The 21,570-nt window shown below is 62.9% G+C and carries 35 protein-coding genes, 2 tRNA genes and 1 pseudogene; 34 read left to right on the forward strand and 4 right to left on the reverse strand.

The window, feature by feature from the left end; genetic code table 11:
• The 34 genes and pseudogenes from tuf to ABDW59_RS18930 form a co-directional block, all read left to right on the forward strand.
• Positions 1 to 143, forward strand: a pseudogene (gene tuf, locus ABDW59_RS18765) (elongation factor Tu); the annotation flags it as partial.
• Positions 144 to 277: 134 nt separating this feature from the next.
• A complete protein-coding gene (rpsJ, locus tag ABDW59_RS18770; protein ID WP_067065169.1) occupies positions 278 to 592 on the forward strand; it encodes a 30S ribosomal protein S10 in 315 nt (104 codons plus the stop codon).
• 360 nt (positions 593 to 952) lie between these two features.
• A complete protein-coding gene (rplC, locus tag ABDW59_RS18775; RefSeq protein WP_343631918.1) occupies positions 953 to 1,627 on the forward strand; it encodes a 50S ribosomal protein L3 in 675 nt (224 codons plus the stop codon).
• The gene (rplD, locus tag ABDW59_RS18780) at positions 1,627 to 2,247 is read left to right on the forward strand and encodes a 50S ribosomal protein L4 (protein ID WP_343631920.1); all 621 of its coding nucleotides are present in this window, start codon (positions 1,627 to 1,629) and stop codon (positions 2,245 to 2,247) included. Before rplC ends, rplD begins: the two co-directional genes overlap by 1 nt.
• Entirely contained in the window at positions 2,244 to 2,558 is a 315-nt protein-coding gene (gene rplW, locus ABDW59_RS18785) for a 50S ribosomal protein L23 (RefSeq protein WP_343631922.1), read from the forward strand. Before rplD ends, rplW begins: the two co-directional genes overlap by 4 nt.
• Positions 2,558 to 3,382, forward strand: a complete 825-nt coding sequence (rplB, locus tag ABDW59_RS18790; protein ID WP_091728072.1) for a 50S ribosomal protein L2 — start codon at positions 2,558 to 2,560, stop codon at positions 3,380 to 3,382. Before rplW ends, rplB begins: the two co-directional genes overlap by 1 nt.
• A gap of 13 nt (positions 3,383 to 3,395) precedes the next feature.
• Entirely contained in the window at positions 3,396 to 3,674 is a 279-nt protein-coding gene (gene rpsS / locus ABDW59_RS18795; RefSeq protein WP_067065180.1) for a 30S ribosomal protein S19, read from the forward strand.
• Between the two features lie 11 nt (positions 3,675 to 3,685).
• Positions 3,686 to 4,015 carry a 50S ribosomal protein L22 gene (gene rplV / locus ABDW59_RS18800; protein WP_058937144.1) on the forward strand — a complete coding sequence of 110 codons (330 nt, stop codon included), beginning with the start codon at positions 3,686 to 3,688 and terminating at the stop codon, positions 4,013 to 4,015.
• A 15-nt stretch (positions 4,016 to 4,030) separates the two neighbouring features.
• Positions 4,031 to 4,840, forward strand: coding sequence for a 30S ribosomal protein S3 (gene rpsC / locus ABDW59_RS18805; RefSeq protein ID WP_067065181.1), 810 nt, complete (start codon positions 4,031 to 4,033; stop codon positions 4,838 to 4,840).
• Positions 4,841 to 4,852: 12 nt separating this feature from the next.
• Positions 4,853 to 5,269 (forward strand): 50S ribosomal protein L16, encoded by a 417-nt coding sequence (gene rplP, locus ABDW59_RS18810; RefSeq protein WP_067065182.1) that lies wholly within the window; start codon positions 4,853 to 4,855, stop codon positions 5,267 to 5,269.
• Between the two features lie 14 nt (positions 5,270 to 5,283).
• On the forward strand, positions 5,284 to 5,481 hold the full coding sequence (gene rpmC / locus ABDW59_RS18815; protein ID WP_067065183.1) for a 50S ribosomal protein L29: 198 nt from the start codon (positions 5,284 to 5,286) through the stop codon (positions 5,479 to 5,481).
• Entirely contained in the window at positions 5,478 to 5,747 is a 270-nt protein-coding gene (gene rpsQ, locus ABDW59_RS18820; RefSeq protein ID WP_067065185.1) for a 30S ribosomal protein S17, read from the forward strand. The genes rpmC and rpsQ overlap by 4 nt, the downstream gene beginning before the upstream one ends.
• A gap of 162 nt (positions 5,748 to 5,909) precedes the next feature.
• Positions 5,910 to 6,419, forward strand: coding sequence for a peroxiredoxin (locus tag ABDW59_RS18825; protein ID WP_343632030.1), 510 nt, complete (start codon positions 5,910 to 5,912; stop codon positions 6,417 to 6,419).
• Positions 6,420 to 6,702: 283 nt separating this feature from the next.
• Positions 6,703 to 7,071 carry a 50S ribosomal protein L14 gene (rplN, locus tag ABDW59_RS18830; protein WP_058933605.1) on the forward strand — a complete coding sequence of 123 codons (369 nt, stop codon included), beginning with the start codon at positions 6,703 to 6,705 and terminating at the stop codon, positions 7,069 to 7,071.
• Positions 7,072 to 7,096: 25 nt separating this feature from the next.
• Complete coding sequence (gene rplX, locus ABDW59_RS18835; protein WP_343631932.1) at positions 7,097 to 7,414, forward strand: 50S ribosomal protein L24; 318 nt, start codon at positions 7,097 to 7,099, stop codon at positions 7,412 to 7,414.
• A 10-nt stretch (positions 7,415 to 7,424) separates the two neighbouring features.
• Positions 7,425 to 7,964, forward strand: a complete 540-nt coding sequence (gene rplE, locus ABDW59_RS18840) for a 50S ribosomal protein L5 (RefSeq protein ID WP_067278833.1) — start codon at positions 7,425 to 7,427, stop codon at positions 7,962 to 7,964.
• A gap of 8 nt (positions 7,965 to 7,972) precedes the next feature.
• Positions 7,973 to 8,278, forward strand: coding sequence for a 30S ribosomal protein S14 (rpsN, locus tag ABDW59_RS18845; RefSeq protein WP_343631936.1), 306 nt, complete (start codon positions 7,973 to 7,975; stop codon positions 8,276 to 8,278).
• A gap of 23 nt (positions 8,279 to 8,301) precedes the next feature.
• Positions 8,302 to 8,697, forward strand: coding sequence for a 30S ribosomal protein S8 (rpsH, locus tag ABDW59_RS18850; protein ID WP_343631938.1), 396 nt, complete (start codon positions 8,302 to 8,304; stop codon positions 8,695 to 8,697).
• A gap of 18 nt (positions 8,698 to 8,715) precedes the next feature.
• Positions 8,716 to 9,249: a 50S ribosomal protein L6 gene (gene rplF / locus ABDW59_RS18855; RefSeq protein ID WP_343631940.1), complete on the forward strand. Its 534-nt coding sequence runs from the start codon at positions 8,716 to 8,718 to the stop codon at positions 9,247 to 9,249.
• Between the two features lie 11 nt (positions 9,250 to 9,260).
• A complete protein-coding gene (gene rplR / locus ABDW59_RS18860; protein WP_343631942.1) occupies positions 9,261 to 9,620 on the forward strand; it encodes a 50S ribosomal protein L18 in 360 nt (119 codons plus the stop codon).
• 18 nt (positions 9,621 to 9,638) lie between these two features.
• The gene (gene rpsE, locus ABDW59_RS18865; RefSeq protein ID WP_067065197.1) at positions 9,639 to 10,157 is read left to right on the forward strand and encodes a 30S ribosomal protein S5; all 519 of its coding nucleotides are present in this window, start codon (positions 9,639 to 9,641) and stop codon (positions 10,155 to 10,157) included.
• 16 nt (positions 10,158 to 10,173) lie between these two features.
• Positions 10,174 to 10,356: a 50S ribosomal protein L30 gene (rpmD, locus tag ABDW59_RS18870; protein WP_067065198.1), complete on the forward strand. Its 183-nt coding sequence runs from the start codon at positions 10,174 to 10,176 to the stop codon at positions 10,354 to 10,356.
• Between the two features lie 26 nt (positions 10,357 to 10,382).
• Positions 10,383 to 10,814: a 50S ribosomal protein L15 gene (rplO, locus tag ABDW59_RS18875; protein WP_343631945.1), complete on the forward strand. Its 432-nt coding sequence runs from the start codon at positions 10,383 to 10,385 to the stop codon at positions 10,812 to 10,814.
• A gap of 26 nt (positions 10,815 to 10,840) precedes the next feature.
• Positions 10,841 to 12,151, forward strand: coding sequence for a preprotein translocase subunit SecY (gene secY / locus ABDW59_RS18880; RefSeq protein WP_343631947.1), 1,311 nt, complete (start codon positions 10,841 to 10,843; stop codon positions 12,149 to 12,151).
• 56 nt (positions 12,152 to 12,207) lie between these two features.
• Positions 12,208 to 12,426, forward strand: a complete 219-nt coding sequence (gene infA / locus ABDW59_RS18885; RefSeq protein ID WP_012734373.1) for a translation initiation factor IF-1 — start codon at positions 12,208 to 12,210, stop codon at positions 12,424 to 12,426.
• A gap of 60 nt (positions 12,427 to 12,486) precedes the next feature.
• Positions 12,487 to 12,600: a 50S ribosomal protein L36 gene (gene rpmJ, locus ABDW59_RS18890; RefSeq protein ID WP_058933616.1), complete on the forward strand. Its 114-nt coding sequence runs from the start codon at positions 12,487 to 12,489 to the stop codon at positions 12,598 to 12,600.
• A gap of 33 nt (positions 12,601 to 12,633) precedes the next feature.
• Complete coding sequence (gene rpsM, locus ABDW59_RS18895) at positions 12,634 to 12,999, forward strand: 30S ribosomal protein S13 (protein ID WP_067065203.1); 366 nt, start codon at positions 12,634 to 12,636, stop codon at positions 12,997 to 12,999.
• Between the two features lie 26 nt (positions 13,000 to 13,025).
• The gene (gene rpsK / locus ABDW59_RS18900) at positions 13,026 to 13,430 is read left to right on the forward strand and encodes a 30S ribosomal protein S11 (RefSeq protein WP_056194196.1); all 405 of its coding nucleotides are present in this window, start codon (positions 13,026 to 13,028) and stop codon (positions 13,428 to 13,430) included.
• 262 nt (positions 13,431 to 13,692) lie between these two features.
• Entirely contained in the window at positions 13,693 to 14,316 is a 624-nt protein-coding gene (gene rpsD / locus ABDW59_RS18905; RefSeq protein ID WP_067065205.1) for a 30S ribosomal protein S4, read from the forward strand.
• Between the two features lie 142 nt (positions 14,317 to 14,458).
• A complete protein-coding gene (gene rpoA, locus ABDW59_RS18910) occupies positions 14,459 to 15,451 on the forward strand; it encodes a DNA-directed RNA polymerase subunit alpha (protein WP_067065206.1) in 993 nt (330 codons plus the stop codon).
• A 91-nt stretch (positions 15,452 to 15,542) separates the two neighbouring features.
• On the forward strand, positions 15,543 to 15,926 hold the full coding sequence (gene rplQ / locus ABDW59_RS18915) for a 50S ribosomal protein L17 (RefSeq protein WP_343631957.1): 384 nt from the start codon (positions 15,543 to 15,545) through the stop codon (positions 15,924 to 15,926).
• 191 nt (positions 15,927 to 16,117) lie between these two features.
• Positions 16,118 to 18,016, forward strand: a complete 1,899-nt coding sequence (dsbD, locus tag ABDW59_RS18920) for a protein-disulfide reductase DsbD (protein ID WP_343631960.1) — start codon at positions 16,118 to 16,120, stop codon at positions 18,014 to 18,016.
• A gap of 91 nt (positions 18,017 to 18,107) precedes the next feature.
• A tRNA-Met gene (locus ABDW59_RS18925) sits at positions 18,108 to 18,184 on the forward strand.
• A 126-nt stretch (positions 18,185 to 18,310) separates the two neighbouring features.
• Positions 18,311 to 18,387: transfer RNA gene (locus ABDW59_RS18930), tRNA-Met, on the forward strand.
• A 68-nt stretch (positions 18,388 to 18,455) separates the two neighbouring features.
• Here ABDW59_RS18930 and selD read toward each other — a convergent pair.
• The 4 genes from selD to ABDW59_RS18950 all read right to left on the reverse strand — a co-directional run bounded on the left by selD (position 18,456) and on the right by ABDW59_RS18950 (position 21,388).
• The gene (gene selD, locus ABDW59_RS18935; RefSeq protein WP_343632032.1) at positions 18,456 to 19,541 is read right to left on the reverse strand and encodes a selenide, water dikinase SelD; all 1,086 of its coding nucleotides are present in this window, start codon (positions 19,539 to 19,541) and stop codon (positions 18,456 to 18,458) included.
• A gap of 28 nt (positions 19,542 to 19,569) precedes the next feature.
• On the reverse strand, positions 19,570 to 20,199 hold the full coding sequence (locus ABDW59_RS18940; RefSeq protein WP_343631962.1) for a tRNA-uridine aminocarboxypropyltransferase: 630 nt from the start codon (positions 20,197 to 20,199) through the stop codon (positions 19,570 to 19,572).
• Complete coding sequence (locus tag ABDW59_RS18945; RefSeq protein WP_343631964.1) at positions 20,199 to 21,050, reverse strand: ProQ/FINO family protein; 852 nt, start codon at positions 21,048 to 21,050, stop codon at positions 20,199 to 20,201. The genes ABDW59_RS18940 and ABDW59_RS18945 overlap by 1 nt, the downstream gene beginning before the upstream one ends.
• Positions 21,051 to 21,184: 134 nt before the next feature.
• On the reverse strand, positions 21,185 to 21,388 hold the full coding sequence (locus ABDW59_RS18950; protein ID WP_067065216.1) for a hypothetical protein: 204 nt from the start codon (positions 21,386 to 21,388) through the stop codon (positions 21,185 to 21,187).
• Between the last annotated feature and the right edge of the window lie 182 nt (positions 21,389 to 21,570).

A 21,570-nucleotide genomic window follows, 5' to 3' on the forward strand; every position in this document is an offset into this window, starting at 1 on the left:
AGGAAATGGTCATGCCTGGCGACAACGTCAGCATCACCGTGAAGCTGATCGCTCCGATCGCCATGGAGCAGGGTCTGCGCTTCGCCATCCGTGAAGGCGGTCGTACCGTCGGCTCGGGCGTCGTGGCCACCATCATCGAGTAAATCTTCTGTTGGTACCCGCGGGGTACCGTTGAAGGCGCCGTTCTGCTTCGGCGGGCGGCGCGCTCGGGCCTCGGCGGCACCATCGCTGCCTCCGCAATGCCTGCGGCATTGCGTTGCTCTTTGAAGGAAAAGTCATGTCTACCAAGCAAAAGATCCGCATCCGGCTGAAGGCCTTCGATTACAAGCTGATCGACCAATCGGCGCTGGAAATCGTGGACACCGCCAAGCGCACCGGCGCGATCGTCAAGGGCCCGGTGCCCCTGCCGACCCGCAAGGAGCGTTTCGACATCCTGCGTTCGCCGCACGTCAACAAGACCTCGCGCGACCAGTTTGAAATCCGCACGCATCAGCGTCTGATGGACATCGTCGATCCGACCGACAAGACGGTCGACGCGCTCATGAAGCTCGACCTGCCGGCCGGCGTGGACGTCGAAATCAAGTTGCAGTGATGCAGTCGGTCGCACGCGACAGCGTGCGATGGCGAGGCCTGACTACCAGGCCTTGCGATCAAAGGCGACCCTCGGGTCGCTTTTTTTGCATGCGCCACAGGGCCCTTCGGGTGTTGCGGCTTTGCGAGCGCGGCGCTTGCGGGCTTCGGGTGCTTGGGGCTATACTCGCCAGCTTTTCCGCGCCGGGATTTCCTGGTGCGGCTTCGTTGCATGACGTCCAAGCGGGCTTTGGGGCCTTTACCCCTGATCCATTGACGGATGTGATGCTTGTCAGCCCGGCCAATCGATGTCGGGTGTGTGAAATGACAACCAGACTTGCTGGCGGTGTCTCCGTCGCGGAATGGGAGTCAGGAGAAAACCATGAGTCTTAGCAAACGCCGCCTCGGCTTGCTGGGCCGCAAGGTGGGCATGATGCGTGTGTTCACGGCTGACGGTGATACCGTGCCCGTGACCGTGCTGGACGTGTCCAACAACCGCGTGACCCAGATCAAGACCGACGAAATCGACGGCTACAGCGCCATTCAGGTGACCTACGGTGCGCGCAAGGCGTCCCGCGTCACCAAGCCGGAAGCGGGTCACCTCGCCAAGGCTGGTGTCGAAGCCGGCGAAATCATCCAAGAATTCCGCGTCGAGGCCGACGTTGCCGCCGAGTACAAGCCCGGCGCGCAGCTCCCCGTGACGCTGTTTGAAGCCGGTCAGCTGGTTGATGTGCAGGGCACTTCGATCGGTAAGGGCTTCGCAGGCACCATCAAGCGCCACAACTTCGGTTCGCAGCGCGCTTCGCACGGTAACAGCCGCTCCCACAACGTTCCTGGTTCCATCTCGATGGCGCAGGATCCGGGTCGCGTGTTCCCCGGCAAGAAGATGTCCGGCCACCTCGGCGACGTCACCGTGACCGTCCAGAACCTGGACGTTGTCCGCATCGACGAAGCCCGCCAGTTGGTGCTGGTTCGTGGTGCCGTTCCTGGCGCGAAGGAAGGATTCGTCGTGATCCGTCCTGCCGTCAAGGTCAAGGTCAAGAAGGGAGCCAACTGATGCAACTCGAGCTCCTGAATGAGCAGGGTCAGGCAACGTCGAAGGTCGACGCTCCCGACACCCTTTTTGCTCGCGATTACAACGAAGCCCTGGTGCACCAAGTGGTGGTGGCCTATCAGGCTAACGCCCGCCAAGGTACTCGTGCTCAGCTGACCCGCGCTGAAGTTCGTCACTCGACGAAGAAGCCGTTCCGTCAGAAGGGTACTGGTAACGCTCGTGCCGGTATGACCTCGTCGCCACTGTGGCGCGGAGGCGGTCGCATCTTCCCGAACAAGCCTGACGAGAACTTCTCGCACAAGCTGAACAAGAAGATGTATCGCGCCGGCATGGCTGCCATTCTGTCGCAACTGGCTCGCGAAGGCCGTCTGGCTGTCGTCGATTCGATTTCGATCGACGCCCCCAAGACCAAGCTGTTGGCTTCGAAGCTCAAGGCCATGGGTCTGGATCACGTGATGGTGATCTCCGATCAGGTTGATGACAACCTGCTGCTGGCATCGCGCAATCTGCCGAACGTGCTCGTCGTTGAGCCGCGCTATGTCGATCCGCTGTCGCTGGTCTTCTACAAGAAGGTTCTGGTGACCAAGGCTGCGATCGAGCAACTGAAGGAGATGCTGGCATGAGCGCACCCAAGTTTGCTGAAGGCCGTTTGGCCAAGGTGCTGCTCGCTCCGATCGTGTCCGAGAAGGCCACGATGGCTGGTGAGAAGCACAACCAAGTCCTGTTCAAGGTCCTGCGCGACGCTACGAAGCCCGAAGTGAAGGCTGCTGTTGAGCTGCTCTTCAAGGTCGAAGTCGAGGCGGTGAACATCGTCAACGTCAAGGGCAAGACCAAGCGCTTTGGTGGTCGCCTGGGCCGTCGCGACCACGTCAAGAAGGCGTACGTGTCGCTGAAGGCTGGCCAGGAGCTCAACTTCTCCGGGGAGGCTGCGTAATGGCCGTCGTTAAAGTCAAGCCGACTTCGCCTGGCCGTCGTGGCGTGGTGAAGGTGGTGCACAAGCACCTGCACAAGGGCGCTCCCGAAGCTTCGCTGCTCGAGCCCCAAAAGCAAAAGTCTGGCCGTAATAACAACGGTCACATCACGATGCGCCACAAGGGCGGTGGTCACAAGCACCACTACCGTGTGGTCGACTTCCGTCGTAACAAGGACGGCATCCCGGCCAAGGTTGAGCGTATCGAGTACGACCCGAACCGCACGGCTCACATCGCTCTGGTGTGCTATGCCGACGGTGAGCGTCGCTACATCATTGCGCCGCGTAACCTGGAAGTGGGTTCCTCGATCTTGAGCGGAGCTGAAGCCCCGATCAAGGTTGGCAACACGCTGCCCATTCGCAACATCCCGGTGGGTTCGACGATTCATTGCGTTGAACTGCTGCCGAGCAAGGGCGCTCAGATCGCTCGCTCTGCTGGCACTTCGGTCGTTCTGATGGCTCGCGACGGCATGTACGCCCAGATTCGTCTGCGTTCGGGCGAAGTGCGTCGTGTGCACATCGACTGCCGCGCCACCATCGGTGAAGTGAGCAACGAAGAGCACAGCCTGCGTCAGTACGGCAAGGCCGGCGCCATCCGTTGGAAGGGCATCCGCCCGACCGTGCGTGGTACCGCCATGAACCCGGTCGACCACCCGCATGGTGGTGGTGAGGGTCGTACGGGTGAAGGTCAGGCCCCTGTGTCGCCGTGGAACACCCTGACGAAGGGCTACCGCACTCGCAACAACAAGCGCACGCAGACCTTCATCGTCTCGCGTCGCAAGAAGTAAGGGGTAGACCAGCATGGCTCGTTCCCTCAAAAAGGGTCCTTTCGTGGACCATCACTTGCAGGCGAAGGTCGACAAGGCCGTTGCCAACAAGGACAAGAAGCCCATCAAGACTTGGTCGCGTCGCTCGACGATCCTGCCCGAGTTCATCGGTCTGACGATCGCCGTGCACAACGGCAAGCAGCACGTGCCGGTCTATGTGTCTGACCAGATGGTCGGTCACAAGCTGGGTGAATTCGCTCTGACTCGCACCTTCAAGGGCCACCCGGCCGACAAGAAGGCCGGGAAGAAGTAAGGATGACGACGATGGAAACCAAAGCAATCGTTCGTGGCGTCCGCCTGTCGTTCGATAAGGGTCGCCTGGTGGCGGACCTGATCCGCGGCAAGAAGGTGGATCAAGCGCTGAACATCCTGGAGTTCACCCAGAAGAAGGCCGCGCTGATCATCAAGAAGGCGCTGGAATCGGCGATCGCCAATGCTGAGCACAACGACGGTGCCGACATTGACGAGCTGAAGGTCACTTCGATTTACGTGGAGCAGGGCACCACGCTGAAGCGGTTCTCCGCGCGCGCCAAGGGCCGCGGCAACCGTATCAGCAAGCCGACCTGCCATATCTACGTGACCGTCGGCAACTGAGCCTGAAGGAAGACTATGGGACAGAAAATTCATCCGACTGGCTTCCGACTGCCCGTCACCCGTAACTGGGCGTCGCGCTGGTACGCGAACAACCAGAACTTCGCCAGCATGCTGGCCGAAGATCTGCAAGTTCGCGACTTCCTGAAGGCCAAGCTGAAGAACGCCGCCGTTTCGCGCATCCTCATCGAGCGTCCGGCCAAGAATGCGCGTATCACGATCTTCTCGGCTCGTCCGGGCGTCGTGATCGGCAAGAAGGGCGAGGACATCGAGAACCTGAAGGCCGAGCTGGCCAAGCGTCTGGGCGTGCCCGTCGCAGTGAACATCGAAGAAGTGCGCAAGCCGGAAATCGATGCTCAGCTGATCGCTGATTCGATCACCCAGCAGCTCGAGAAGCGCATCATGTTCCGTCGCGCGATGAAGCGCGCGATGCAGAACGCGATGCGTCTGGGTGCCCAAGGCATCAAGATCATGTCCGCCGGCCGTCTGAATGGCATCGAGATCGCTCGCACGGAGTGGTATCGCGAAGGTCGTGTGCCTCTGCACACCCTGAAGGCTGACATCGATTACGGCTTCTCCGAAGCCAAGACCACCTACGGCGTGATCGGCGTCAAGGTGTGGGTGTATCGCGGTGACCGCCTTGCCAATGGTGAGGCTCCCGTGATCAACACCCCCCCGGGTGCCGAGGATGACCGTCGTCCGCGCCGTAACGCCCGTCCGGGTGCTCCGGGTGGTCGTGGTCGTGGCGACAAGCCTGCCGAAGGCGGCGACAAGCCTGCTGCGAAGCGTGTGGTGCGCAAGCCCGCCGCTGACGGCGGCCAGGCGTAAGGAGAACTCAACATGCTGCAACCCGCTCGTCGCAAATACCGCAAGGAGCAAAAGGGCCGCAACACTGGTGTTGCGACCCGCGGCGCGACCGTCGCTTTCGGTGACTTCGGCCTGAAGGCTACCGAGCGTGGCCGTATCACGGCTCGCCAGATCGAAGCGGCTCGCCGCGCGATCTCGCGTCACATCAAGCGCGGTGGCCGGATCTTCATCCGGATCTTCCCGGATAAGCCGATCTCGCAGAAGCCCGCCGAAGTCCGTATGGGTAACGGTAAGGGCAACCCGGAGTACTACGTGGCTGAGATCCAGCCCGGCAAGGTGCTCTACGAGGTTAATGGCGTGCCTGAGGCACTGGCGCGCGAAGCGTTCACGCTGGCCGCTGCCAAGCTGCCCCTGCGTTGCACCTTTGTGACTCGCCAGCTCGGCGCCTGATTGGAGAACACCCCATGAAAGCATCTGAACTGCGCGCGAAAGACGTGGCTGCCCTGGAGAAGGAAGTCACCGATCTGCTGAAGGCCCACTTTGGTCTGCGCATGCAAAAGGCCACGCAGCAGTTGACCAACACTTCGGTGCTGGGCAACACGCGTCGCGACATCGCCCGCGCCAAGACCATCCTGGCCGAGAAGAAGGGAGCCGCGAAATGACGCAAGCTCAAGAGAAGAACACCCGCACCCTGGTCGGCAAGGTCGTCAGCGACAAACGCGCCAAGACCGTGACCGTGCTGGTCGAGCGTCGTGCCAAGCACGAGCTGTACGGCAAGATCGTGGCTCGCTCGCGCAAGTACCACGCTCATGACGAGAACGGCGAGTACAAGATGGGTGACATCGTCGAGATCGCCGAAGGCCGTCCGCTGTCGAAGACCAAGAGCTGGGTCGTGACCCGCCTGGTCGAGAAGGCTCAGCTGGTCTGACCTCGGCGGCGCTGCATCGGCGGCGCCGCTCGCGATCGGGGTGGAAACATCCTGATCCCAAATGGCTGGAACCCGGAATACCCGGTGTCCAGCCATTTTCCGTTTCTGGCGGCAAACTTCGCCGCTTCCAATCCATCAATCAACAGCAAACAGGAGCGTCTCATGCTGAAAGTGGGTGATCGTCTGCCGGCGGGCCAACTGCAGGAATTCATCGAAGTCGAGGGTGAGGGTTGCTCGCTTGGGCCGAACAGCTTTGACGTCGAGAAGGCGACCGCGGGCAAGACCGTTGTGATCTTCGCACTGCCCGGTGCCTTCACGCCGACTTGCTCCGCCCAGCACGTGCCGGGCTACGTGGCTGGCGCCGATGCACTGAGGGCTGCTGGGGTGGACGAAGTCTGGTGCGTGTCGGTCAATGACGCCTTCGTGATGGGCGCTTGGGGGCGTGAGCAGAAGACTGCAGGCAAGGTCCGCATGATGGCGGACGGCAGCGCGACATTCACTCAAGCGGTGGGTCTCACGTTGGATCTCGCCGCGCGTGGCATGGGGCTGCGCTCGCAGCGCTACTCCATGCTCGTCAAGGACGGCGTAGTGAAGTCCTTGAACATCGAAGCTCCAGGCAAATTTGAGGTGAGCGACGCCGACACTATGCTGGCTCAAGTCAAGGCACTGTGACTTAACGATGCGTCGCGACCTCCATGACGCTTGAATTCGCTAGTTGACAGTCGGGCCGTGCCTCGCGCATAATCCGCAGCTTCGCCGAATGGTGGCTCCGTCGCTCGACGGCTTCAGTGACTAGCACACTGAATGGTCGCCTTCGGTTCTCGGTTTCTTGCCCATGAAGGCCAGACGCGGGTCGCCGCAAAGCGACGAGTGATTGGCTTACGGGCCCAAGACTGACCGCTCTGGATGGCTGCGATGGTCGCAGTTGCCTCTGCGGGAAAAGTTGGGGACAGACATGATCCAAATGCAATCGCGACTCGATGTCGCGGACAACACTGGCGCCAAGTCCGTCATGTGCATCAAGGTGCTTGGTGGCTCCAAGCGTCGGTATGCCCATATTGGCGACATCATCAAGGTCAGCATCAAGGAAGCTGCGCCGCGTGGCCGCGTCAAAAAAGGCGAGGTCTACAACGCTGTGGTCGTCCGTACGGCTAAGGGTGTTCGTCGCCAAGACGGCTCCCTGGTGAAGTTCGACGGCAATGCCGCCGTGCTGCTGAACGCCAAGCTGGAGCCCATCGGCACCCGCATCTTCGGCCCGGTGACGCGTGAGTTGCGTACCGAGCGCTTCATGAAGATCGTGTCGCTGGCGCCTGAGGTGCTCTAAGCCCTGCACAGACAAAGGTATTGCCATGAACAAGATTCGCAAAGGCGACGAGGTCATCGTTCTGACCGGCCGCGACAAGGGTAAGCGCGGCACCGTGACGCTGCGCGTTGATGCTGATCACTTGGTGATCGACGGCATCAACCTCGTCAAGAAGCACGTCAAGCCGAACCCGCTGAAGGGCACGACTGGCGGCATCGTTGACAAGTCCATGCCCATCCATCAATCCAACGTGGCGATCTTCAACGCCGCTTCCGGCAAGGCCGACCGCGTGGGCATCAAGCTCGGCGCTGATGGCAAGCGGGTGCGCGTGTTCAAGTCGACCGGCGAAGAGATCAAGGCCTAAGGGGTAAGACATGGCTCGTTTGCAAGAGTTCTATCGCGAGAAAGTCGTTCCCGGCCTGACCGAGAAGTTCGGCTACAAGTCCGTGATGGAAGTGCCGCGCATTACCAAGATCACGCTGAACATGGGCGTGAGCGAGGCGGTGGCCGACAAGAAGGTCATGGATCATGCCGTTGGCGACCTGACCAAGATCGCAGGCCAAAAGCCCGTGGTCACGAAGTCGAAGAAGGCAATCGCCGGCTTCAAGATTCGTGATGGTGTGCCTATCGGCTGCATGGTGACCCTGCGTGGCGCCACGATGTACGAATTCCTGGACCGCTTCGTGACCGTGGCTCTGCCGCGCGTGCGCGATTTCCGCGGTATCTCTGGTCGCTCGTTCGATGGTCGCGGCAACTACAACATCGGCGTCAAGGAACAGATCATCTTCCCCGAAATCGAGTACGACAAGGTGGATGCTCTGCGTGGTCTGAATATCAGCATCACGACGACCGCCAAGACGGATGACGAGGCCAAGGCTTTGCTGGCAGCGTTCAAGTTCCCGTTCAAGAACTGAGGTGACCCGTGGCAAAACTCTCGATTAAGCAACGTGAGCTGAAGCGCGCCCAACTGGTCGCCAAGTTCGCTAAGAAATACGCGGAACTGAAGGCCATCATCGACGACAGCAAGAAGTCGGACGAAGAGCGCTATCTGGCGCGTCTGGAGCTGCAGAAGCTGCCCCGGAACGCCAATCCGACCCGCCAGCGCAACCGCTGCGAACTGACCGGCCGCCCCCGCGGCACGTTCCGCAAGTTCGGCCTGGCTCGTAACAAGATTCGTGAGCTGGCTTTCAAGGGCGACATCCCCGGTGTCGTCAAGGCCAGCTGGTAATCGGCAGGTTTAGGAGATTTCGTATGAGCATGAGTGATCCTATCGCCGATATGCTGACCCGCATTCGCAACGCCCAAAGCGTTGAGAAGGCCAGCGTCGTGATGCCTTCTTCCAAGCTGAAGGTCTCGATCGCCAAGGTCCTGAAGGATGAAGGCTATATCGACGACTTCGCGGTGCGTGGTGATGCCGCCCGTCCGGAGCTCGAGATTACGCTGAAGTATTACGCCGGCCGTCCGGTGATCGAGCGCATCGAGCGCGTGAGCCGTCCCGGCCTGCGTATCTACAAGGGCCGCCACGACATTCCTCAGGTCATGAATGGCCTGGGCGTGGCGATCGTCACCACCCCGAAGGGCGTGATGACCGACCGCAAGGCACGTCAAGCCGGTGTCGGCGGCGAAGTGCTCTGCTACGTCGCGTAAGCCAAGGAGAGACAGACAATGTCCCGCGTTGGAAAAATGCCGGTCGTCCTCCCGCAAGGCGTGGAAGTGACCATCACTGCTGAGAAGATCAGCGTCAAGGGCCCTCAAGGCACCCTGTTCGTTGCCGCGAATGCGCTGGTCACGATCAAGTCTGAAGGTGGCAAGCTGACCTTCGTTCCGAACAGCGAATCGGCGGAAGCCGATGCGATGAGCGGCACGATGCGTGCGCTGTTGAACAACATGGTCAACGGTGTCAGCAAGGGCTTCGAGAAGAAGCTGAACCTGGTTGGCGTCGGTTTCCGCGCCCAGGCTCAAGGCCAGAAGCTGAATCTGCAGATCGGTTTCTCGCACCCTGTCGTCAAAGATATGCCGGCTGGTATCAAGGTTGAATGCCCGACCCAGACCGAAATCCTGATCAAGGGTGCGGATCGCCAGGTCGTCGGCCAGATCGCCGCTGAAGTGCGCGCGATTCGTCCGCCGGAGCCCTACAAGGGCAAGGGCATCCGTTACGCCGACGAGAAGGTCTCCCTCAAAGAGACCAAGAAGAAGTAAGGAGCCGCGCCATGCTGAATAAGAAGGAACAACGCCTGCGTCGTTCGCGTCAAACGCGTGCTCGCATCGCTCTCCAGCGCGTGGCCCGTCTGACGGTCTTCCGCTCGAACCTGCACATCTACGCTTCGGTCATTTCCGAAGACGGCCAGCGCGTGGTGGTTTCCGCCTCCACCGCCGAGAAGGAAGTGCGCACCCAGCTGTCGGGCAAGGGTGGCAACGTTGCTGCCGCCGCCCTGATCGGCAAGCGCATCGCCGAGAAGGCGAAGGCTGCTGGCGTTGAGAAGGTGGCTTTCGATCGCTCGGGCTTCGCCTACCACGGCCGTGTCAAGGCCCTGGCGGAGGCCGCACGCGAAGCCGGCCTGCAGTTCTGACGCACAAAGGATTAGGAAATGGCAAAGTTTCAACCCCGCGCTCAGACCGAAGGCAATGACGACGGCCTGAAGGAAAAGATGATCGCGGTCAACCGCGTCACGAAGGTTGTGAAGGGCGGCCGTACGCTGTCCTTCGCCGCTCTGACCGTCGTCGGTGACGGCGATGGCCGCATCGGCATGGGCAAGGGCAAGGCCAAGGAAGTGCCCGTTGCCGTGCAAAAGGCGATGGAATCGGCTCGCCGCAACATGATCAAGGTCCAGCTGAAGAACGGCACTATCCAGCACAACGTGGTGGGAGAGCACGGTGCGGCGCACGTGATCATGGCTCCGGCCCCGGTCGGTACCGGCGTGATCGCTGGCGGCCCGATGCGCGCTGTCTTCGAAGTGATGGGCGTGACCGACATCGTGACCAAGAGCCACGGTTCGACCAACCCTTACAACATGGTTCGTGCCACGCTGGACGCGCTGAAGCGCTGCTCCACGCCGTCCCAAGTGGCGGCCAAGCGCGGCAAGACGGTTGAAGAGATCTTCAACTGATCGCCAGGAGCTAGACATGTCTGATAAAAAAACTCTGACCGTCAAGCTGGTCCGCAGTCCTATCGGCTGCCGCGCGGATCACCGTGCGACGGTGGTCGGCCTCGGCCTGCGCAAGCTGAACAGCACGAAGACTCTGGAAGACACGCCCGCGGTCCGCGGCATGATCAACAAGATCGCCTACCTGGTGCAGGTGCTGTAAAGCACGGCATCAACGAGGAACAGAAGATGCAACTCAATACCATCAAGCCCGCCGCTGGTGCCAAGCACGCCAAGCGTCGCGTGGGCCGTGGCATCGGCTCTGGTCTGGGCAAGACCGCTGGACGTGGTCACAAGGGTCAGAAGTCTCGTGCCGGTGGCTTCCACAAGGTCGGCTTCGAAGGCGGCCAGATGCCTCTGCAGCGTCGTCTGCCGAAGCGTGGTTTCAAGTCGCTGGCTCGTCCCTTCGTCGCCGAAGTGACGCTGTCCGAGCTGAACGCCCTGACCAGTGAAGAGATCGACCTGCTGACGCTCAAGGCCGTGGGCCTGGTGTCCGAGCTGGCCAAGACCGTCAAGGTCATCAAGTCCGGCGAGATCGCCCGCAAGGTGTCGATCAAGGGTCTGGGCGTGACGGCCGGCGCGAAGGCTGCTATCGAGGCAGCCGGCGGCTCCGTCGCTTAATCAGCCAAGCACAGGACTAGGCAGCAGTGGCAAGCAACGCATCCCAGTTGGCCAAGAGCGGCAAGTTCGGCGACCTGCGTCGCCGGCTGGTGTTCCTGGTGCTCGCGTTGGTGGTGTACCGCATCGGGGCACATATCCCCGTGCCCGGTATCGATCCGACGCAGCTTCAGCAGCTGTTCAAGGGCCAGCAGGGCGGGATCCTGAGCCTGTTCAACATGTTCTCGGGCGGTGCGCTGTCGCGCTTCACCGTCTTCGCGTTGGGCATCATGCCCTACATCTCGGCCTCGATCGTCATGCAGCTCATGACGTACGTGGTGCCGTCGCTGGAAGCGCTGAAGAAGGAAGGCGAGTCTGGCCGCCGCAAGATCACGCAGTACACGCGCTACGGCACGTTGGGTCTGGCGATCTTCCAGAGCTTGAGCATCGCTTTTGCTCTGGAGAGCGCTCAGAATCTAGTGCTGAACCCGGGCTTTGGCTTCCGCGTTACCACCGTGACCAGCCTTGTGGCGGGCACGATGTTCCTGATGTGGCTGGGTGAGCAGATCACTGAACGCGGTCTGGGCAACGGCATCTCGATCCTGATTTTCGGGGGTATCGCGGCCGGTCTGCCGGGCGCCATCGGCGGTCTGCTGGAACTGGTTCGTACCGGCGCCATGTCAGTGATCTCCTGCCTGATCGTGATCGCGATCATTGGCGGCGTGACCTACTTGGTGGTGTTCGTCGAACGTGGTCAGCGCAAGATTCTGGTGAACTACGCCAAGCGGCAAGTCGGGAACAAGGTTTATGGTGGCCAGAGCTCGCATCTGCCGTTGAAGTTGAATATGTCGGGTGTGATCCCGCCGATCTTCGCGTCGTCAATCATCCTGCTGCCGACCACGCTGGTCAGCTGGTTCGCCACGGGTGACAGCATGCGCTGGCTGAAGGATGCGGCGGACATGCTGCGCCCGGGGCAGCCGATCTATGTGTTGCTGTACTCGGCTGCGATCGTCTTCTTCTGCTTCTTCTACACGGCCCTGGTCTTCAACAGCCGGGAGACTGCGGATAACCTGAAGAAGAGCGGCGCGTTCATCCCAGGGATTCGTCCTGGTGATCAGACGGCTCGACACATCGACAAGATCCTGTCCCGGCTGACGTTGGCAGGCGCGGTGTACATCACTGGCGTGTGTCTGCTGCCCGAGTTCCTGACGCTGAAGTACAACGTCCCGTTCTACTTCGGTGGCACCTCGCTGCTGATCATCGTGGTCGTCACGATGGACTTCTGGGCTCAAGTCCAGTCCTACGTGATGAGTCAACAGTACGAGTCCCTGCTGAAGAAGGCGAGCTTCAAGCCCAACTGAAGCGCCAGGCTGGCTGGTAATAACAGAGGACCCAATCCAGCATAAAACTCGAAGGTATGGCGAAAGATGACGTCATCCAAATGCAGGGGGAGGTGGTCGAGAACCTTCCGAATGCAACCTTCAGAGTCAAGCTGGAGAACGGTCATGTCGTTCTCGGGCACATCTCGGGGAAGATGCGGATGCATTACATCCGCATTCTTCCTGGGGACAAGGTGACCGTCGAATTGACGCCGTACGATTTGAGTCGTGCTCGCATCGTGTTCCGGGCGAAGTGAGCTTCTAGCAACCCCCGGATCAACGCTGTTTGAGCGAAAAGTTAGGTCAAGGAGCAGACCATGAAAGTTTCGGCATCCGTCAAGAAGATGTGCCGCAATTGCAAGATCATCCGTCGCAATGGCGTGGTGCGTGTGATCTGTACCGATCCGCGCCACAAGCAGCGTCAAGGCTGATTGGCAACACCGCAAGCGAATTAGAGGACGCAAATGGCACGTATCGCTGGTATCAACATTCCGCCGCACAAGCACACGGAGATCGGTCTGACGTCGATCTACGGCATTGGCCGTACGACCGCGCAGAAGATCTGCACCACTTGCGGCATTCCTTTTGACAAGAAGGTCAAGGACCTGAACGACTCCGATCTGGAAAAGATCCGTGAGGAAGTCGGTCGCATGACCATCGAAGGCGACCTGCGTCGCGAGATGTCCATCAACATCAAGCGTTTGATGGATCTGGGTTGCTATCGTGGCTTCCGCCATCGCCGTGGCCTGCCGGTTCGCGGTCAGCGTACCCGCACGAATGCCCGCACCCGCAAGGGGCCGCGCAAGTCGGCGGCTACCGGCAAGAAGTAATCGCGGCAACCTGAAGAAAGCTCACCATGGCAAAAGCACCCAATAACTCGGCTGCCCAGCGCGTTCGCAAGAAGGTTCGGAAGAACGTTGCCGACGGCATCGCCCACGTTCACGCCTCGTTCAACAACACCATCATCACGATCACCGATCGACAGGGTGGCGCTCTGTCCTGGGCCTCCTCCGGCGGTCAGGGCTTCAAGGGCTCGCGCAAGTCGACCCCCTTCGCTGCCCAGGTGGCTGCGGAAGTGGCTGGCCGCGCTGCTCAAGAACAGGGCATCAAGAATCTGGACGTCAAGATCAAGGGCCCCGGCCCGGGTCGCGAGTCGTCGGTGCGTGCCCTGGCTGCTCTCGGCATCCGCATCAACTCAATCTCTGACGTGACGCCTGTGCCGCACAACGGCTGCCGTCCGCAGAAGCGCCGCCGCATCTAAGCGTTGGCGATCAGAGATCGTCGTTTGGTGCGATAATCTCCGATTCGTTTCGAACCAGCCGGCTGGCGCGTCAGTGCCAGCCGGCCGTTTTGCTGAAGCCCGCAGAAACGTAGGTTCAGCGTGATCTGGCGGAGACGTCAGGTCAGTTGAAGTCTTTGACTTCTTGAAGCCCACCGTCTGAGCCGACAAAAACACTGGCCGGACTCGCGCGATGCCTCGGAATGTCTCTGAGCGCGCGTCAGATTGATGAAGGACACGCAAAGTGGCACGTTACCTCGGCCCGAAGGCCAAACTTTCCCGCCGTGAAGGCACCGACCTGTTCCTGAAGAGCGCCCGCCGCGCCATCAGCGATAAGGCCAAGTTCGACACCAAGCCTGGTCAGCATGGCCGTACTTCGGGTCAGCGTACGTCCGACTTCGGTCTGCAACTGCGTGAAAAGCAGAAGGTCAAGCGCATGTATGGCGTGCTGGAGCGTCAGTTCCGCCGCTACTTCGCTGAGGCCGAGCGCCGCAAGGGCTCGACCGGTGTGAACCTGCTGGTGCTGCTGGAATCGCGTCTGGACAACGTCGTCTATCGCATGGGCTTCGGTTCGACCCGCGCGGAAGCCCGCCAGCTGGTCTCGCACAAGAGCATCACCGTCAACGGTCAGGTCGTGAACATCGCGTCCTATCTGGTGAAGGCTGGTGACGTAGTCGCCGTCCGCGAAAAGGCCAAGAAGCAGCTGCGCATCATCGACAGCCTGAAGCTCGCCGAGTCGATCGGTCTGCCGGCCTGGGTCGCTGTCGACGCGACCAAGCTGGAAGGCATCTTCAAGAAGACGCCGGATCGGGACGAGTTCGGCGCCGAGATCAACGAATCGCTGATCGTTGAGTTGTACTCGCGTTAATTCTTTCGTGCCTGCCGAGCGGCCCTTTCAGGGCCGGCTCGGCATTTCCTCGTCCGGGTGTCGCCAGTTCCACTGGTGCCTGCCGGGCTGGTCCCTCAGCCTTATCGGTGTAACGAACCGAGGGTATTGAAAGAAAGACCTCATGCAAACGAATCTGCTCAAACCCAAATCCATCACTGTGGAGCCCCTGGGCGGTCATCGCGCCAAGGTGATCCTGGAGCCGTTCGAACGCGGCTATGGCCACACGCTGGGTAACGCCCTGCGTCGCGTGCTGCTGTCCTCGATGGTGGGTTATGCGCCGACGGAAGTGACGATCGCGGGCGTGCTGCACGAGTACTCCGCCATCGACGGCGTGCAGGAAGACGTGGTTCACATCATGCTGAACCTCAAGGGTGTTGTCTTCCGCCTGCACAACCGCGAGGAAGTGACGCTGGTTCTGCGCAAGGAAGGTGAAGGCCCGGTCACGGCTGCCGACATCCAGACCCCGCACGACGTCGAGATCATCAATCCGGAGCACGTCATCGCCCACCTGTCGCAAGGCGGCAAGCTGGACATGCAGATCAAGGTCGAGAAGGGCCGCGGTTACGTTCCGGGCAACATGCGTCGCTATGGCGACGAGCCGACCAAGGCCATCGGACGCATCGTGCTGGACGCTTCGTTCAGCCCGGTGAAGCGTGTCAGCTACGCCGTCGAGAACGCTCGCGTCGAGCAGCGAACCGACCTGGACAAGCTGGTCATGGAAATCGAGACCAACGGTGCGATCAGCCCGGAGGAAGCGATCCGTGCGTCGGCCAAGATCCTGGTCGAGCAGATGGCCGTCTTCGCGCAGTTGCAAGGCACGGACCTGGTCGACGTGTTCGATCAAGCGCCGGCCGCCCGTTCCAGCAGCTTTGATCCGATCCTGCTGCGTCCGGTCGACGAGCTCGAGCTGACCGTGCGCTCGGCCAACTGCCTGAAGGCCGAGAACATCTATTACATCGGTGACCTGATCCAGCGCACCGAGACCGAGTTGCTGAAGACCCCGAACCTGGGTCGCAAGTCGCTCAACGAGATCAAGGAAGTCCTCGCCTCGCGTGGTCTGACCCTGGGCTCGCGTCTCGAGAACTGGCCGCCCCAAGGTCTCGACAAGCGTTGATTTTTTGAGATGGACGGGTCCTGTGACCCGTCCGGTGCCCCCGGCAGTACCTGATCCGGCTGTCGGCAATAACTGAAGGAAGGAAAGCACCATGCGCCACCGTAACGGCCTCCGCAAACTGAATCGCACCAGCGAACATCGCGCCGCGATGTTCCGCAACATGGCGGTCTCGCTGCTGCAACACGAAGCGATCAAGACCACGCTGCCCAAGGCCAAGGAATTGCGTCGCATCGTCGAGCCGCTGATCACCCTGGCCAAGGAACCGACCCTCGCGAACCGCCGTCTGGCTTTCAATCGCCTGCGCGACCGCGACATCGTGTCCAAGCTGTTCAACGAGCTGGGCCCCCGTTTCGCCACCCGTCCGGGCGGCTACACCCGCATCCTGAAGATGGGCTTCCGTGTCGGCGACAACGCTCCGATGGCGTACGTCGAACTGGTTGACCGTCCGCAAGCGGAAGGCGACGCCGCTGAATAAGCGACGACCCGCATTCGCGCACAAGAAGGCCAGCAGCAATGCTGGCCTTTTTTCTTTTGTATCCACGATATGCGCACAGCGGTCCGGGCATGCGCAGTGTCCATCGTCACGTCCTCTCGCTTGGCGCTAAGCTTCGCGCCTTTCCGACCTCACGACGACGCGGACCACGAATTCGCGCGCGTACCGCGTTCATGACTCTTCCTGCCCCGATGCGACGCCTGCTGCCGGCCCTGATGCTGGCGATGGCGCTGGCCGCGAGCTTGCTGGCCGGCCCGGCGCGAGCCGACGACTTCCTCGATCCCGAACAGGCCTTCAAGGTCGACGTGCAGTTGACGGGCGATCGCGAGTTCCAGGTGAACTTCACGATCGCGCCCGGCTATTACATGTATCGCGACCAGTTCAAGCTGGAGCCCGCGAGCGCCAAGCTCGGTGACATTGCTTGGCCGACGCCCAAGCGCAAGTTCGACGAGACTTTCCAGAAAGAAGTCGAAACCTACCGCGAGCATCTGAGCATCAAGGTGCCCGTGGAAACGCTGGAAGCCGCGCCGTTGAAGCTGGTGCTGACCGGGCAGGGGTGTGCGGACAAGGGACTGTGCTATCCGCCGATGAAGAGCGAGCTCACGCTGGGTCTGAAGGGCTTCGGCGGTGACGGCGCGGTGAAGATTGGCGCGGCGCCGGATGCGCTGAGCGGTTTCGGACTTGCGCAGGCGGTGGCCTCGGCCTCACCGGATGCGACGCAGTCCGTGTCCGCAAAGTCCGCCGCGGCGCCGGCCCCGACGAGCGCCGGCGGTTCTCCGCTGGATGACGCGCTTGCGTCCGGCAAGTTGTGGCTGGTGATCGGCGCCTTCTTCGCCGCCGGTGTGCTGCTCTCGCTCACGCCTTGCGTGCTGCCGATGCTGCCCATCCTCTCGTCCATCATCGTGGGCCAAGGGCAGGCGCCGTCGCGCCTGCGCGGCTTCCTGCTGGCCTTCAGCTACTCGCTTGGCATGGCGCTGCTGTACACGGCGCTCGGCGTCGCGGCGGGCCTGGCGGGCGGCGGGCTTGCGGCCTATCTGCAGAAGCCTTGGGTGCTGACACTGTTCGCGGTGCTGCTGGTCGGTTTCTCGCTGTCGATGTTCGGCGTCTATGAGATCCAGTTGCCAAGCCGCTTCACCGGCGGCGTGTCCGACGCGACGCAGCGTCTGCCGGCCGGGAAGTTCTTCAGCGTGTTCGTGATGGGCGGCCTGTCCGCGCTGATCGTGAGCCCCTGCGTGGCGGCGCCGCTCGCCGGCGCGCTGCTGTACATCAGCCAGACCGGCAACGTGGCCGTCGGCGGTCTGGCGCTGTTCGCGCTGGCCTGGGGCATGAGCCTGCCTCTGCTGTTGCTGGGCTTGTCCGCCGGCACGGTGCTGCCGCGCGCGGGTCCGTGGATGGAGGCGGTGAAGTACTTCTTCGGTCTGCTGCTGCTGTCCGTGGCGTTGTGGATCGTTCAGCCGGTGTTGCCGCAGGTGATCGCGCAACTGCTGTGGGGCGCGCTGCTGATCGCGGTCGCTGCGCTGCTGGGCTTGTTCCAGCGCACCGAGGCCAACACCCCGCGCGTGTGGCTGCGCAAGAGCGCCGCGATGGCGGCCATGGTGTTTGGTGTGGCGCAGTTCGTCGGCGTCGCCGCGGGCGGCACCGATACGCTGAAGCCCTTGGCCGGCGTGATTGGAGGGGGCAAGGCCGGCGCCTCGGCGGCCGCGGCGCCGGCGGGCGAGGTGAGCTTCCGCAAGGTCAAGAGCGTGGCCGAGCTCGACGAAGCGCTGCGCAGCGCCGGCAAGCCGGTGATGCTGGACTTCTATGCCGACTGGTGCGTGTCCTGCAAGGAGATGGAGCGCTTCACCTTCACCGATCCTCGGGTGCAGGCCAAGCTGGCGGGCGCCGTGCTGCTCAAAGCCGACGTCACGGCCAACAACGCCGAGGACCGTGAGCTGCTCAAGCGCTTCAAGCTGTTCGGCCCGCCGGGAACGATCTTTTTCGATGCCAAGGGGCAGGAACTCACCGGCGTGCGCGTGATCGGCTTCCAGGACGCGGAGCGCTTCCTGCAATCGCTGCAGGCGGCCGGCATCTGAGCCAAGGCGCGCGGGTGCCGACGATTTGAGCGCCGCGGCTCACTTCTCTTGAGCCGATACTCGTTTCCGTGCTACACTCTCCTTCTTCGATCGCGGGGTGGAGCAGTCTGGTAGCTCGTTGGGCTCATAACCCAAAGGTCGTCGGTTCAAATCCGGCCCCCGCAACCAGAACATCGAGCGTCGTCATCAGGACGGCGCGGTTGATCGGATCGACACGACAGGCTCAGGCCGCGTGCGATGCGATCGACGAAATGGCTGATCGGCGCAAGGGCCGACAGCAGCGGACATCACAGCCGCGGGGTGGAGCAGTCTGGTAGCTCGTTGGGCTCATAACCCAAAGGTCGTCGGTTCAAATCCGGCCCCCGCAACCAACCTGACAAAGGCCCTCATGCGAGGGCCTTTTGTTTTTGGCGAGCCGCTTTGGCAGCTCCCGGTGAGCTCAGCCGACGCGCAGCGCGCTATCCGCTGCGGGCACGACGCGTCCTACCACGCTTGCTGCAGCGAAACCGTGGCGAGCAAAGACGCCAAGCACTTCGTCGACCGTCTCCGGTGCGCAGGACACCAGCAAGCCGCCACTGGTTTGCGGATCACTCAGCAGCGCTTGGGTCTCAACGGGAAGCCCCGTTGCGAGCGACACCTCGGCGCCATAGGCGGCCCAGTTGCGGCCCGACGCGCCGGTGATGAAGCCGTCACCCGCCAGCGCGCGTGCGCCCTCAAGCAAGGGCACCGACGACCAATCGATCTCCACCGTGCAGCCGGAGCCCCGCGCGATCTCCAGCGCATGACCGGCGAGGCCGAAGCCTGTCACGTCCGTCAGCGCATGCACGCCCTCGAGTGCCGCGAGATCCGGGCCCGCCGTGTTCAGCTGCGTCGTCGTGGTGATCATTCGGCGATAGGCCGCGTCGTCGAGCTTGCCCTTTTTGAGCGCCGCCGACATCACCCCGACGCCCAATGCCTTGCCCAGCACCAGCACGTCGCCGGTCTTCGCGTCGGCGTTGCGCTTGACGCGTCTGGGATGCACCAGGCCGAGCGCGACCAGGCCATAGATCGGCTCCACCGAATCGATGGTGTGGCCGCCCGCGATCGGGATCCCCGCCGCTCGGCACACCGACGCGCCGCCCTCCAGGATGCGGCCGATGGTGGCGGTGCTCAGCACCGAAATCGGCATCCCGACCAGTGCCAGCGCCATGATCGGCTTGCCACCCATCGCGTAGACGTCGCTGATCGCGTTGGTCGCGGCGATGCGGCCAAAGTCGTGCGGGTCGTCGACGATCGGCATGAAGAAATCGGTGGTGGCGATCAGGGCCTGCTCGTCGTTGAGCTGATAGACGGCGGCATCGTCCGCCGTCTCGATGCCGACGAGCAACTCCTTGGGCACGGGCAGGGCGCTCGTGCCCTTGAGGATCTCCGACAGCACACCGGGCGCGATCTTGCAGCCGCAGCCGCCGCCGTGGGACAGCGAGGTGAGGCGGGGCTCCGCCGCGTTGGACGGCGTGTTCGTGGGCGTGGCAGAAGTCGAACTCATGGCATCTCCGGCGTTGAGGCGCCGCAGCTTACCGCGCGTCGTCCGGCGCCGGTTGAGCTCGAACTCCGGCCAAGCGCGCCTGCAGCGCGATGAACTCGTCCATCGCCCGCCAGAGCGGCTCGTAGCGCGCCGCATCGCCATCCAGCTGCGCAAGCGCCAGTGCGCACGCCTCAAGCGTGCTGCGATGGCTCTCGGCCTGCGCGCGCCGGATTGAATACAGCGACGGCGGGGGCGCCTGAAGCGCCACGCGCGGGAGCGTCTGCAGCCAGGGGTTCTGATGAAGGATCCGACGGCTGCGCCGCCACGTGCCGTCCAGCACGATGAGCGTCAGCGGCTCAGCCGACCCATGCGGCACCGACAGCGGCACCGCCGCAGGTCCGCCGAGGCTCCTGCCGCCAGGTGTGTCCGGGTAGAGCAGGGCATGCCCGCCCAGATCCGCAGGCGGCTCGAAGCGCTCGCCGACACGGAGTTCCGCCTGCGTCAGACACCGCGCCAGCAAGGCGGCGGTGCCCTTCGCATGCCCGTGTTCATCGGGGTCCTGGAGGATGAGGAGCTTGGCGTGGTTGTCGACGCGATGGACGCATCGACACCAGCAGCCGGCGAGCGGCCGGGCGCATCCGTCGCAGACGGGGCGCCGGCCGCTGAGGGCCACGGACATCAGCCCGGTTGGCGAGGCGGCTTGCGACCGTCGTTCGGGTGGCCTTGGCCGTCACGGCGAGGGCGGTCGTCCCGGTTGCCGCGATCACCACGCGGGCCTTGGCCCGGCCGGCCTTCGCCGCGCGGACCGTCGCCACGAGGGCCGCCGCGACGCTGATCGCCGCCGCGAGGGCCGCGGTCCTGGCGATCGAAGCGCTCCGGACGCAGCGGCCGCTGGGCCTCTTCCTCGCGGGCTTGCGCGAGCTGGGCGTCCAGCTGTTCCTGCGTCAGGCCCTTGAGCGCGCAGAAGTTGGCCGGCGTCAGCGTGGTACGGGAGAAATCGCGCAGCAGCTGGGCGCGTACCTCGCGGCCGCGATCTTCTTCGGCGCGGCGCGCGTCGACGATGCCACGGCGTCGGGTCAGCTCCTGCTTGGCGGCTTCACGATGCTCGTCGCTCAGCTCGCCGGCGGGCTGGCCGTCCAGGTCGAAACGGTTCTTGGCCTTGCTCAGCGCGATCAGATAGCCGGTGCCGCCGGTGTAGCGGCGCAGGAAGGCCGACAGCTGGGCCTTGGTGAACTTGCCGGGGGCGCGCTCCTGGATGTCCGACTGGATGCGCAGCTTCAGCGGCTTGGCGCCGCCGGTGAAGAGCGCCGGGAACAGCTCCTTCAGCTGCGCGGCCACCGCCTGCACGTCGACACGCGCGGCGTCGCTTTTCGTGCCGGGCGCCGTGCCGGGCGCGGGCTCGGCGGCCTGCTCGGCCACGGGCGTCGCGTCGACCGGAGCGGCCGACGGCACGTCCTGGGCCGGGTCGGCTTGAGGAGCGGGCGTCTGGGAAGGGGTCACGTCGCCTTGCGGCGGGGTGCTGGAGGACATGAATCAAGCGGCGCGAAGCCGGCCAACGGAAAAGGCGGGATTGTGCCCATAGCCAGGCGGCCGTGGCAATTCACGTCGGTCGACCCCCGGCGCCCGTTCGGCCTGAACCTGCGGACGCCGGACGCGGCCTTGAATCAGGTCTTGGGTTCGCAGGCTGGTTTGCAGATCAGCTCGGTGCGGCCCAGGATGCGCTTGGACTGCAGGCTGCTCGGGGGCCGGTGACGACCGCATTTGAAGCAGGAACGGGTCTGGCCGCTGCCTTGGAACGGCGACCCTCCCAGCTTGGAGGCATAGCGCAGGCCGTCTTCCCGAACGGCGGTGCTGGTGTCTTTGCTCATGGTCTCGCTTCGCTCGCGCTCTTGTTCGCGCCAGCGGGCTCGTGTCCCGCGGCACATCGATTCCCTCGCGAACGATATTAGGCGGGGCATGTGACGGCCCGCTACATCGCTTGCCCGGGGGTGAAAGCACCGCCCGACGAACGGTCGGGTTTGCGTCGACAATCGCCCGCTGCCCGGCGACC

It is taken from the genome of Roseateles sp. (genome assembly GCF_039595295.1).
Lineage (GTDB): Bacteria > Pseudomonadota > Gammaproteobacteria > Burkholderiales > Burkholderiaceae_C > Roseateles.

Bases quoted from the DNA above. Each gene is read 5' to 3' on its own strand.
- rplN (WP_058933605.1), top strand. From the start codon at position 6,703: ATGATCCAAATGCAATCGCGACTCGATGTCGCGGACAACACTGGCGCC.
- rpsE (WP_067065197.1), top strand. From the start codon at position 9,639: ATGGCAAAGTTTCAACCCCGCGCTCAGACCGAAGGCAATGACGACGGC.
- rplC (WP_343631918.1), top strand. From the start codon at position 953: ATGAGTCTTAGCAAACGCCGCCTCGGCTTGCTGGGCCGCAAGGTGGGC.
- ABDW59_RS18940 (WP_343631962.1), bottom strand. From the start codon at position 20,199: ATGTCCGTGGCCCTCAGCGGCCGGCGCCCCGTCTGCGACGGATGCGCC.
- rplE (WP_067278833.1), top strand. From the start codon at position 7,425: ATGGCTCGTTTGCAAGAGTTCTATCGCGAGAAAGTCGTTCCCGGCCTG.
- rplV (WP_058937144.1), top strand. From the start codon at position 3,686: ATGGAAACCAAAGCAATCGTTCGTGGCGTCCGCCTGTCGTTCGATAAG.
- rplW (WP_343631922.1), top strand. From the start codon at position 2,244: ATGAGCGCACCCAAGTTTGCTGAAGGCCGTTTGGCCAAGGTGCTGCTC.
- rplP (WP_067065182.1), top strand. From the start codon at position 4,853: ATGCTGCAACCCGCTCGTCGCAAATACCGCAAGGAGCAAAAGGGCCGC.
- rplX (WP_343631932.1), top strand. From the start codon at position 7,097: ATGAACAAGATTCGCAAAGGCGACGAGGTCATCGTTCTGACCGGCCGC.
- infA (WP_012734373.1), top strand. From the start codon at position 12,208: ATGGCGAAAGATGACGTCATCCAAATGCAGGGGGAGGTGGTCGAGAAC.
- rpmJ (WP_058933616.1), top strand. From the start codon at position 12,487: ATGAAAGTTTCGGCATCCGTCAAGAAGATGTGCCGCAATTGCAAGATC.
- ABDW59_RS18825 (WP_343632030.1), top strand. From the start codon at position 5,910: ATGCTGAAAGTGGGTGATCGTCTGCCGGCGGGCCAACTGCAGGAATTC.
- rpmD (WP_067065198.1), top strand. From the start codon at position 10,174: ATGTCTGATAAAAAAACTCTGACCGTCAAGCTGGTCCGCAGTCCTATC.
- selD (WP_343632032.1), bottom strand. From the start codon at position 19,541: ATGAGTTCGACTTCTGCCACGCCCACGAACACGCCGTCCAACGCGGCG.
- rplQ (WP_343631957.1), top strand. From the start codon at position 15,543: ATGCGCCACCGTAACGGCCTCCGCAAACTGAATCGCACCAGCGAACAT.
- rplD (WP_343631920.1), top strand. From the start codon at position 1,627: ATGCAACTCGAGCTCCTGAATGAGCAGGGTCAGGCAACGTCGAAGGTC.
- rpsC (WP_067065181.1), top strand. From the start codon at position 4,031: ATGGGACAGAAAATTCATCCGACTGGCTTCCGACTGCCCGTCACCCGT.
- rpsQ (WP_067065185.1), top strand. From the start codon at position 5,478: ATGACGCAAGCTCAAGAGAAGAACACCCGCACCCTGGTCGGCAAGGTC.
- dsbD (WP_343631960.1), top strand. From the start codon at position 16,118: ATGACTCTTCCTGCCCCGATGCGACGCCTGCTGCCGGCCCTGATGCTG.
- rpsJ (WP_067065169.1), top strand. From the start codon at position 278: ATGTCTACCAAGCAAAAGATCCGCATCCGGCTGAAGGCCTTCGATTAC.
- rplB (WP_091728072.1), top strand. From the start codon at position 2,558: ATGGCCGTCGTTAAAGTCAAGCCGACTTCGCCTGGCCGTCGTGGCGTG.
- rpsH (WP_343631938.1), top strand. From the start codon at position 8,302: ATGAGCATGAGTGATCCTATCGCCGATATGCTGACCCGCATTCGCAAC.
- rplR (WP_343631942.1), top strand. From the start codon at position 9,261: ATGCTGAATAAGAAGGAACAACGCCTGCGTCGTTCGCGTCAAACGCGT.
- ABDW59_RS18950 (WP_067065216.1), bottom strand. From the start codon at position 21,388: ATGAGCAAAGACACCAGCACCGCCGTTCGGGAAGACGGCCTGCGCTAT.
- rpoA (WP_067065206.1), top strand. From the start codon at position 14,459: ATGCAAACGAATCTGCTCAAACCCAAATCCATCACTGTGGAGCCCCTG.
- rpsM (WP_067065203.1), top strand. From the start codon at position 12,634: ATGGCACGTATCGCTGGTATCAACATTCCGCCGCACAAGCACACGGAG.
- rplF (WP_343631940.1), top strand. From the start codon at position 8,716: ATGTCCCGCGTTGGAAAAATGCCGGTCGTCCTCCCGCAAGGCGTGGAA.
- rpsS (WP_067065180.1), top strand. From the start codon at position 3,396: ATGGCTCGTTCCCTCAAAAAGGGTCCTTTCGTGGACCATCACTTGCAG.
- ABDW59_RS18945 (WP_343631964.1), bottom strand. From the start codon at position 21,050: ATGTCCTCCAGCACCCCGCCGCAAGGCGACGTGACCCCTTCCCAGACG.
- rplO (WP_343631945.1), top strand. From the start codon at position 10,383: ATGCAACTCAATACCATCAAGCCCGCCGCTGGTGCCAAGCACGCCAAG.
- rpsK (WP_056194196.1), top strand. From the start codon at position 13,026: ATGGCAAAAGCACCCAATAACTCGGCTGCCCAGCGCGTTCGCAAGAAG.
- rpmC (WP_067065183.1), top strand. From the start codon at position 5,284: ATGAAAGCATCTGAACTGCGCGCGAAAGACGTGGCTGCCCTGGAGAAG.